Consider the following 10420-nt stretch of genomic DNA (forward strand, 5'->3'; position numbering starts at 1 on the left):
TTGCCGGTGAATATATGGAAAGCAATCTGAAAGTAAAATACTTCGACGAATTGTTCAAGGTCTTTACCAATCAAAAAGAAGGATGGTACGCGTTTTATTCGGATTACACCACAGGAAAAGTATGGTGGTGCGAAGAAATCGTAGAGTATCTGGGACTGACTGATCAGGTGATGGATGAAGCAGAAGCGCTGAGTGAGTACATCAGTCTGATCCATCCTGATGACAGGGAACAATTTATATCGGAATCCATCCGGATGAAGGCCGGAGAGATAGATAAGCTTAACCTTCCCTACAGGATCATGAATAAGGATGGAAAATATGTAACAGTATCCACTTATTCAAAAATGCTGAGAGAAGATGGTGAACCTGTGTTTTATGCAGGTATCGTTGTGAATTACGAAAAGAGTAATCTCGTTGATGCCACCACAGGACTCTATACCACCACCATGATGATGGAGAAGATGAATGAGTACAATGCCAATGCCAAGCCGTATTTCATCATGCTCCTGAGTATCAGGGATTTTGCATCCATCAATAATAATTACGGCTACATGGAAGGAAACCGTGCACTCCGTGTGATAGCCGATATCATGATGCTTAACAGAAACGGTGCTGATGTCTATAAGCTTGAAGGAACCAAATTTGCCATGCTGAGGGCCTTTGAGGAGGGAGATGAGGAACTAAAGACCTTTGGTTCAAAGGAATTTGAGAATATCCGTAACAGGCTTCTTAAAGGTATAGAAATAAAAGGCAGAAATGTAGTCGTTGATATATTCGGAGGCGGTGTTTATACAGATGACGCTTCTATCATGCCGGATACAGTTTACACCAGTGTTCTCTTCGCACTTGCAAAAGCAAAGGACAATACCAGTGCCACAACTCTTAATGTTTTCAACCAGACCTTGCTGGTGAGAGATTCACAGAGGCTTTCGCTTTACAATGCCATAAGAGAATCCATCATGGACGAATGCCAGGGCTTCTTTATGGTTTACCAGCCTATTATCGGCAGAGGCTCGGGAAAGCTTGTTGCCATGGAAGCTCTCCTCAGATGGTACGGAGATGAGTATGGCCAGATATTCCCGGGAACATTTATAGAATGGCTGGAGAAGGATCCTATATTCTTTGATCTTGGATCCTGGATCATCAGAAAGTCTCTGGAGGATGCAAAGAAAATCATAAAGGTGATACCTGATTTCAAGGTCAACATAAACCTTGCATATCCTCAGCTCGGAAGGGATGATTTTGAACTGGAACTTAAGAAGATAGTTGAAGAGTCAGGAGTTCCTCCCAGGAATATAAGACTGGAGCTTACGGAGAGATGTAAGCTTCTGGATGTCAATCTTCTCAGACAAAAGCTCAAGTTCATACAGGATATGGGAATGCAGACTTCATTGGATGATTTCGGAACAGGCTATTCTTCCATAAATCTCCTTTTTGATCTTCCTGTTAACCAGATAAAGATCGACAGAAGCTTCATTCAGGATATCGACAAGGAAGAGCCAAAGAAGGTAATGCTTAAGGCTATAGTTGACTGTGCAAGAATCCTTGGAGCACATGTGTGCGTTGAGGGGCTCGAGACCAGGGAGATGGTAGACTACGTATGTGATAACTTTGATATCACAAGTATGCAGGGCTACTACTACTCAAAGCCTATAATGCTGGAAGATTTCCTGGATAATATGCATAAGTGGATGTAAAAACAAGGCTGGAGCCCTCGGGCTCCAGCCTTGTTTAATTCGCGATTCACAGTTCAATCACATTGAATTTATCTTTTGCTTCTTTCAGCATCCTGCGCTCGCGGGTGTGGCAGGTGAAGAGAAGGATCTGGCCTTTGTGGATGTCCATGATGAAGTGGAGGGCGGAGTTCAGACGCTTCTCGTCATACATTGCGAAGGAATCATCAAAGATGAGAGGAAGCCTGCTTTTTTCCGAATCCGTCTGAGAAACCGGCAAAACAGGAAAATCTTCATCAACATCTTTTTTTTGCATGAGACGGGATGCTGCGAGTCTCAGTGCAAGGTAGATCTGATCCATGGTTCCGCTGGAAACATCCTCTATAGGAACAAGCTTTGTAGGAGTGTTCATAAAGATATCCAGATTCTGGTCTATCCACATGGAGTCATAAACTCCACCGGTTATGCCTGAGATAAGGTCTCCGGCTTCCTTATTGAGATGATGTCCGAAGCTGGATCTTATGGATCCTTCAAGCTCTGTCATGGTTTCGTATGCGAGATTTACCGCATCGATTTCTTCTGTTATGGCATCGTTTTCGCTGATGGTGTGCTTCAGCATCTCAACGCGGTTTTTGACATTAACGAGATGCTGTAACTTTCCTTCCAGTTCCGTTTGCTTTTCGTTCTGCCGCTGGAGCTCCACATCATATTTACGCTCATTGTCATTTAGTCCCTGGATCTCCTGAGTGAGTGCTTCAAGGGATGCTCTGTTTTCGTTGAGTTCACCGCTTACCTTTAAAAGCTCATCCATGTGTTTTTCAAAACTGTCCATGGCTCTATCGCTTATTTCTGGGCTTCCGAGAAACTTTGAAAGTATTCTTGCCAGCTCCAGATTGGAATTGTTGAGATTCTTTTTGCCGTTCCTGTTGTTATTCACAAATACTATTCCGAGTATCAAAGTAAGAACAAAGAGGAAAGTGAATATGGCTACCGGGACTGTTGCTCCGAGTAAAGCATTGTCAACAAAAGCTTTGAATGCCGGAATCTTCTCCGGAGTGAGCCTGAAGAGGGCGGCAACATTATCCGAGCCTGCGCAGGCAAACAGTATATCCAGTATAAGACTGATTACAGCGACCGCAAAACAAACACCGGGGATGATATACTTTTTCGGATCCTCGTCTCTTTCCTGCTCTGCCACATAGGTGTTATACAATCTTATTCCCCGGTTAAGGGTATACTGGATTTCGTCTTCGTTTTTAAGTCCTGCCTGCTGGAGGACGGCTTCCTGGCCGGCTACCTTTTGAATCAGCACTTCCTTCTTTGTCTGGAGGTCTACCTGATCTGTGCGGGCCTCTGTGCGGAGGTTCTGGTATTTTCTGAGCTGGTTTTCGTACTCGGGCTGCTGGATATCCCGCTCAATGTTTCTGACCTCACCTATGAGCTGGGCATAGGTTTTTGCAGCATCCGGAACAAGCTTGGATTCAAGCCTTGTCCTTTGTTCATCAAGGATAGACAGGGCACCCTCACTGTCCAGTGAGATATCGCCTGTGGCATTTAAGTTCCTGATACAGGATTTCAGCTCATTTATCATTCCGCGGCTTGTGGCACTTCGGAGCTGACCTATGGAAACCGTATTTTCAAAAGCGGTTTCCGAAATGCCTTTCAGCATTGTGTTCAGCCAGAGCTCCGGATATTCAATATCTTCACCGTCGGTTTCGTTATAGATAGACAGGAGATCCTGGTTAAAGTCTCTGGATATCAGATATTTCTTTCCCTCGTACTCGATCCTGAGCTGTCCGCTGTAGTCCTCAGGATAATCCCAGGACTGGTATTTTTTGGAAAGTGGCTTTCCGGAACGCCTTCCCAGACCGTAGAGCATGGCCTGGAGAAAAGAGTGCAGGGTTGATTTGCCGGCCTCATTATGACCGTAAATTATATTCATACCATCTTCAAGATGCATGTCAAAGTTATGGAATTTACCAAATCCATCGATGTGGATGTCAACAAAACGCATGATCACTTACCACCCTTCTGAGATTTGAGTAAAGCGTCTATACCGTAGTACAGAGCCTTCTTTTCTACATAGCTCATGTCATCGGGATCGTCCCGAAGAAGCTTTCGTATATAGAAACCGATCAGATCGGAGGGATGTTCTTTGTAAAGAGCGGCAAAATCATACTGTGGCTCTGAATCATCCTGAATGTTTACGATCCTGTAATCGTGTGTAAGAGAAGACAGGTCGAAGCGGACTTCAGGGGCATGCTTTCCGGTGATGCGGAGCATGTAAATGTTGTGTACTCCGCCGGCTTTTATCTTGTTTAGAATTCTGCCCACAAGAGAATCGTTGGTTGTCTTATCATTAACCGAAAACTCAAGAGGAATGTATGAGATCTGTGCGGTTTCCATGAACTCCAGCTTCTGTACCTTATGGGTTATGGGGTTAATGTCTCCAAAGTAAAAACCGTGAGGACCGGTTTCTGACATGTCCAGAGGTTCGGGAGAACCGGAATAGACAACTCTTCTTTCAATTACCTCAACAGGTTTATGAAGGTATCCGAGAGCAATGTAGTCAAAGGGAAGTTTCTCGAGAGTTTCCACATCCACCGGCATATGATCATGATCGCCTCCATGCGCAAGAAGTATATGGATGTGACCGTCATTTTCAGGTTCGATGGTATCTATGACCGTTTCTTTAAGTTCCCTTGAGTGATAGGAAAAACCATAGACCCTGGTGTTGATGTCATCAAAATAGACCGAATCCGGTTTTTCGCTCAGGATCCAGTGTACATTCGCGCTCCAGTTGAAACTTAACAGAGCAGAGTTTGAGCTTATACGGTCATTTTCGCCTGAAATGATTACGACATGTGTGGATGGTATGGAACCGAAAAGATAGTTGAGTTCCTGAAGATCCTTGTTCATGGGCTGGCGATGAAACAGATTGCCGGAGATGAAAAGACAGTCAACGCTGAAGTCACGACATTTTTCGATTATTCCCCTGAAAGTGGATTTAATGTCATTGGCACGATCCTTGCCCCAGGAACGATCCGGGTCCGGCGTCATCCCCCAGTTAATATCCGATGTGTGTATAAAACGCATTTGATGCTCCTACCTATTGGTGCCTGCCCCCGGGCAAACATCAATATTCCCCTAAAATCGATATATAGTACTATTTTAACTTAAAAATATTAAATAAAAAAGAGTTTTAAATAAAATGAAAAACTATAGAAATAGCCGGAAGGCATCTGTTTTGATGCGTTAAGCTTCGGCGTGAAAAATTAAAATCGGACCCCCCGGTGGTTCTCAGGGATCCGATTTTATATTTTACCGCTGAAGCGCCCCGTATTTAAACAGATGCCCTCCGGCTATTTATCAGATGTCGCAGTTTCCTACTGTTCTTGGGAATGGAAGTACGTCACGGATGTTCTGGACACCGGTGATGTACATAACTGCTCTCTCGAAGCCAAGGCCGAATCCGCCGTGGCGTGTTGTACCGTACTTACGAAGGTCAAGATAGAACTTGTACTGATCCATCTCCATACCCATCTCTTCCATACGCTTAACCAGCTTGTCGTAGTCTTCCTCACGCTGTGAACCGCCCATGATCTCGCCGATTCCGGGAACAAGACAGTCAACTGCAGCTACAGTCTTTCCATCAGGATTCTGCTTCATGTAGAAGGCCTTGATATCCTTTGGATAATCTGTTACGAATACAGGCTTCTTAAAGTGTTTTTCTGTAAGGAAACGCTCATGCTCGGTCTGGAGATCAACGCCCCATGATACCTTGTACTCGAACTCGTCATTGTGCTCTTCAAGGAGCTTTACTGCATCTGTGTAAGTGATGCGGGCGAAATCAGAGTTCATAACGTGTGTAAGACGCTCGATAAGGCCCTTATCCAGAAATTGGTTGAAGAATGCCATCTCTTCGGGAGCATTCTCAAGAACATACTTGATGATGAACTTGATCATGTCCTCTTCACAGGCGATAACGTCATCAAGATCTGCAAATGCCATCTCCGGTTCGATCATCCAGAACTCTGCGGCATGGCGCTGAGTGTTGGAGTTCTCCGCACGGAATGTAGGACCGAAGGTATAGATATTTCTGAAGGCCTGTGCATAGGTCTCACCGTTCAGCTGTCCTGAAACTGTAAGTGAAGTCTTCTTTCCGAAGAAATCCTGTGAGTAGTCGATCTGACCATCGATTTCAGGTGCGCCGTTGATGGGAAGAGTGGTTACCTGGAACATCTCGCCTGCACCCTCGGCGTCAGAAGATGTAATGAGAGGTGTGTGAACATATACGAAGCCCCTCTCCTGGAAAAATACGTGAATGGCATAAGCAATGAGTGAACGTACACGGAACACTGCCTGGAAGGTGTTGGTTCTCGGACGGAGATGTGTCATGGTACGAAGGTACTCAAGTGTATGTCTCTTTTTCTGAAGAGGATAGTCAGGAGTTGTAGCACCTTCAACCGTAACCTCTGTGGCCTGGAGCTCGAAAGGCTGCTTAGCCTCCGGAGTTGCAACGATCTTTCCCTTTACGATAGCTGCAGCGCCAACGCCGAGCTTTGCGATCTCCTGGAAATTGTCCATGTCATCATGATAAACCACCTGAAGCGGTGAGAAGAAGGTTCCGTCTGAGATAACAAGGAAACCGAACTGTTTTGAGTCACGGTTTGATCTGACCCAGCCGCCTACGGTGACTTCCTTGTCGTAGAAGGACTCTTTGTTTTTGAATATTTCTCTTAAAGCAGTAACTTCCATAGTGAATGTTCCTCTGTTCTTTCTTTGGTAAAATAAATAATTAAACATTATACTTTAAAGACTTTGGGTTTTCAATGGTTCACGATGTGGATTTTGGGAATCCCACCGGGGCGGTTCTTGCCGGCGAGAACCGTCCCCCGGTGGGATTCCTGTTACAAAATGAATCGCCAACCCGTATCCATTGTCTGGCGAAAAATTGCACAAAAATAAAAACAATTTTCTCCGGAAAACAAATAAAAAAGCAAAATATCGGAATCATTATCATTATTTGCCAAAAGCGTAAATGAATATACATTGGCTATAGTAAAAATCACCATTTTTGTGTTAACAGAGTATAAATCAGGTGCTATAATAAAAAGAGCTTGAATACAATTAACACTTAACTAACACTATGAAGTGATGACGTGATTAAAAAAGAAATGATCGCCATGCTGCTTGCTGGCGGCCAGGGTTCACGCCTTGGCGTACTTACAAAGAATGTCGCAAAGCCTGCAGTTTCTTTCGGTGGTAAGTATTCTATTATTGACTTCCCGCTTTCTAACTGCATTAATTCCGGCGTTGACACTGTTGGTGTACTGACACAGTACAAACCATTACGTCTTAATGCCCACATCGGAATCGGTATTCCATGGGATCTTGACCGTAACAGAGGTGGTGTAACCATTCTCCAGCCTTACGAGTCCCAGACCGGAGCAGACTGGTTCTCAGGTACAGCCAACGCTATCTATCAGAATATCGAATATATCGATAATTATTCACCGGATTATGTTCTGATCCTGTCCGGAGATCATATCTACAAGATGGATTATGAAGTTATGCTGGAGTACCACAAAGCGATGAATGCTGACTGTACCATCGCTTCCATGCCGGTTCCTATGGAAGAGGCAAGCCGTTTCGGTATCACAGTAACAGATGAAAACAACAGGATCATTGATTTCCAGGAGAAGCCAAAGGAGCCTAAGTCAAACCTTGCTTCCATGGGTATCTATATTTTCTCATGGCCTATCCTTAGAGAAGCTCTTATCACAAACAAGGACGTTCCGGGTGAGGATTTCGGAAAGCATATCATTCCTTATCTTTTCCAGGGCGGAAAGCGTATATTCGCTTATGAATTCAATGGTTACTGGAAGGATGTAGGAACACTTCAGTCCTACTGGCAGTCCAACATGGAGCTGGTTGCCATCATTCCTGAGTTCAACCTTTACGAGGAGTACTGGAAGATCTATACAGATACCAAGAATCCTGCACCTCAGTTCATTTCTCAGAATTCACAGATAGAGAGATGTCTCATTGCAGAGGGCTGCGAGATCCACGGAGAGGTTCATAATTCGGTTATCGGTGAAGGTGTTATCATCGAATCCGGTGCTGTTGTTACCGATTCTGTTATTATGTCCAATGCTGTTATCGAGGCTGGCACAAAGATTGACAAGGCCATCATTGCCCAGGATGTAAAGATCGGAAAGAATTGCGAGCTCGGTGTCGGTGAGTATGCACCAAGTGTTTATGACAGTAGAGTATATGATGCTGAACTTGTAACTGTAGGAGAAGGTTCTGTGATTCCTGACAATGTTAAGGTCGGCAGAAACACCGCTATCTATGGCGTGACAACAGCGGAGGATTATCCTGACGGATTACTCGCAAGCGGCGGAGCAATCATTAAGGAGGACGGCGAGATATGAGAGCGATAGGTATTATTTTAGCAGGTGGAAACAATAAACGTATGAGAGAGCTTTCCAACAAGAGAGCCATCTCAGCCATGCCTGTGGCAGGTTCATTCAGAGCCATCGATTTTGCACTTTCCAACATGTCCAACTCACATGTTCAGAAGGTTGCGGTATTAACACAGTACAATTCAAGATCACTTAATCAGCATCTGTCATCCTCCAAATGGTGGGATTTCGGACGTAAGCAGGGTGGACTTTATGTATATACACCGACCATTACGGCAGAGCACAGTGACTGGTTCAGAGGAACTGCTGATGCGCTTTACCAGAACCTCGAGTTCCTTAAGTCATCACATGAGCCATATGTTATCGTTGCAGCAGGTGACGGTATTTACAAGCTTGATTACAACAGGGTGCTTGAGTATCACATCGAGAAGAAGGCTGATATCACAGTGGTTGTTAAGACCATGGAGCCCAATACCGATGTGTCCAGATTCGGATGCGTTAAGCTCAATGATGACGGCCGCGTAGTTGATTTCGAAGAGAAGCCTATCGCTACAGATGCCAATACAATTTCCTGCGGTATCTATGTAGTGCGCAGACGTCAGCTTATAGATTTCCTTGAGAAGGCTCATGAAGAGGATCGTACAGATTTTGTTAATGACATCCTTGTTCGTTATAAGAATGTAAAGAGGATCTACGGCTACAAGATAGAGACTTACTGGTCCAATATCTCTTCTGTAGAGTCCTACTACCAGACAAACATGGATTTCCTTAAGAGAGATGTACGTGATTATTTCTTCCGTACATTACCGGGAGTTTATACAAAGCTTGAGGATAACCCGCCTGCAAAGTACAATCCGGATTGTAATGTAAGACATTCTATCCTTGCCAGCGGATGTATCGTAAACGGTACAGTTGAGAATTCTGTTCTTTTCCGTAAGGTATATGTAGGAAACAATTGTGTGATCAAGAATTCAATCATTCTTAATGATGTTTATATCGGAGACAATACAGTCATTGAGAACTGTATCGTTGAGAGCAGAGATACTATCCGTGCCAACACCACCTATATCGGAAGCCCTGATGACATAAAGATCGTTGTTGAAAAGAATGTAAGATATCAAATGTAATAAGCGCTTTTTATGACAACAGAAGGGAGCAGGTATGCAGGTAACAGACGTGCGAATCCGTAAGGTGGATAAAGAAGGAAAGATGAAAGCCATCGTTTCCATAACCTTTGATAACGAATTCGTGATCCATGACATTAAAGTGATAGAGGGTGAAAAGGGGCTCTTCATTGCGATGCCGTCAAGAAAGACTGCTGATGGAGAGTATAGAGATATCGCTCATCCTATTAAGTCATCCACCAGAGATGCCGTTCAGAGTATCATCTTAGACAAGTATCAGGCGGAGATGATCAGCGAGGCAGAAGGTTTTTGATCTTAACTGACACGGTTAAAGAGAGAAGGTAAAATCGGAGTCGTTGCCTTAGGGCGGCGACTCCTTTTCCTTGATTTGCAGCAGTTCAGTCGGTGGACCGGGGGGCGGTGGTGTGTGGACCACTAACCCCGTCCCCCCGGTCCACCGACTGAGCTGCTACGTAAAAACAGCATTGGAGGAAAACAAATGTATCTAATTGCCGGTCTCGGAAATCCTGAGAGAAAGTACGAAGGAACCAGACATAATGTTGGCTTCGAGGCAGTGGACGCGCTGCTTGATAAGCTTGGCGGAGAAAAACTCAATGAAACCAAATTCAATGGTGCATATACAAAAGTAAGATATAACAGTGCAAATGGAATGGAGCAGATCATCATCGTGAAGCCCCTTACCTATATGAATCTTTCGGGAAACTGCATAGCACCACTCGCTAATTTTTATAAGATAGAGCCGGAACACATAATTGTGTTTTCCGATGATATCAACCTTGATGTGGGCCGTATGCGCATAAGACCGTCAGGCTCAGCCGGAGGTCATAACGGACTGAAATCCATCATTTCGTCCCTTGGATCCGAAAAATTCGCAAGAGTCCGTGTGGGAGTGGGAATGAAGCCGGACAATATGGATCTTGCAGCCCATGTTCTTTCGAGATTCGGCCAGACTGATGAGAAGATCATGAAGGAGATGTATGAAGAGGCTGCAAATGCGGCTCTCGATATAATCGATAACGGAACAGAACATGCAATGAATAAATATAACCCCATGAAGCTTTAGGATGATTTAGATCTCATAAGCATTTCATCATGGATTTTGAAAAATGACATGGGGTGCAAAAAAAGAAATGTGTTTTGACAGGAAAACTCTGAATCAGGGATTCATGGATCA

General features: G+C 44.3%; 8 protein-coding genes. 5 read left to right on the forward strand and 3 right to left on the reverse strand.

What is annotated here, in order from left to right; all coding sequences use genetic code 11:
- Window positions 1-14 precede the first annotated feature (14 nt).
- Complete coding sequence (locus tag T357_RS0101475) at window positions 15-1697, forward strand: sensor domain-containing phosphodiesterase (RefSeq protein ID WP_031547934.1); 1683 nt, start codon at window positions 15-17, stop codon at window positions 1695-1697.
- 46 nt (window positions 1698-1743) lie between these two features.
- Here the strand turns inward: T357_RS0101475 and T357_RS0101480 are convergent, their stop codons facing one another.
- The 3 genes from T357_RS0101480 to asnS form a co-directional block, all read right to left on the reverse strand.
- Window positions 1744-3687 (reverse strand): ATP-binding protein, encoded by a 1944-nt coding sequence (locus tag T357_RS0101480; protein WP_031547936.1) that lies wholly within the window; start codon window positions 3685-3687, stop codon window positions 1744-1746.
- 2 nt (window positions 3688-3689) lie between these two features.
- Window positions 3690-4769, reverse strand: coding sequence for a metallophosphoesterase family protein (locus T357_RS0101485; protein WP_031547937.1), 1080 nt, complete (start codon window positions 4767-4769; stop codon window positions 3690-3692).
- 273 nt (window positions 4770-5042) lie between these two features.
- Complete coding sequence (gene asnS / locus T357_RS0101490; RefSeq protein ID WP_031547940.1) at window positions 5043-6431, reverse strand: asparagine--tRNA ligase; 1389 nt, start codon at window positions 6429-6431, stop codon at window positions 5043-5045.
- A 404-nt stretch (window positions 6432-6835) separates the two neighbouring features.
- Between asnS and T357_RS0101500 the strand changes: the two genes are divergently transcribed.
- The 4 genes from T357_RS0101500 (at window position 6836) to pth (ending at window position 10309) form a co-directional block, all read left to right on the forward strand.
- Window positions 6836-8110 carry a glucose-1-phosphate adenylyltransferase gene (locus tag T357_RS0101500; RefSeq protein WP_031547944.1) on the forward strand — a complete coding sequence of 425 codons (1275 nt, stop codon included), beginning with the start codon at window positions 6836-6838 and terminating at the stop codon, window positions 8108-8110.
- On the forward strand, window positions 8107-9228 hold the full coding sequence (gene glgD, locus T357_RS0101505; RefSeq protein WP_031547946.1) for a glucose-1-phosphate adenylyltransferase subunit GlgD: 1122 nt from the start codon (window positions 8107-8109) through the stop codon (window positions 9226-9228). Before T357_RS0101500 ends, glgD begins: the two co-directional genes overlap by 4 nt.
- A 34-nt stretch (window positions 9229-9262) precedes the next feature.
- Window positions 9263-9538: a septation regulator SpoVG gene (spoVG, locus tag T357_RS0101510; protein WP_029201741.1), complete on the forward strand. Its 276-nt coding sequence runs from the start codon at window positions 9263-9265 to the stop codon at window positions 9536-9538.
- Window positions 9539-9724: 186 nt separating this feature from the next.
- Window positions 9725-10309, forward strand: coding sequence for an aminoacyl-tRNA hydrolase (gene pth, locus T357_RS0101515; RefSeq protein ID WP_031547950.1), 585 nt, complete (start codon window positions 9725-9727; stop codon window positions 10307-10309).
- Window positions 10310-10420: the final 111 nt, after the last annotated feature.

The organism is Oribacterium sp. FC2011 (assembly GCF_000701645.1).
GTDB lineage: Bacteria > Bacillota > Clostridia > Lachnospirales > Lachnospiraceae > Oribacterium.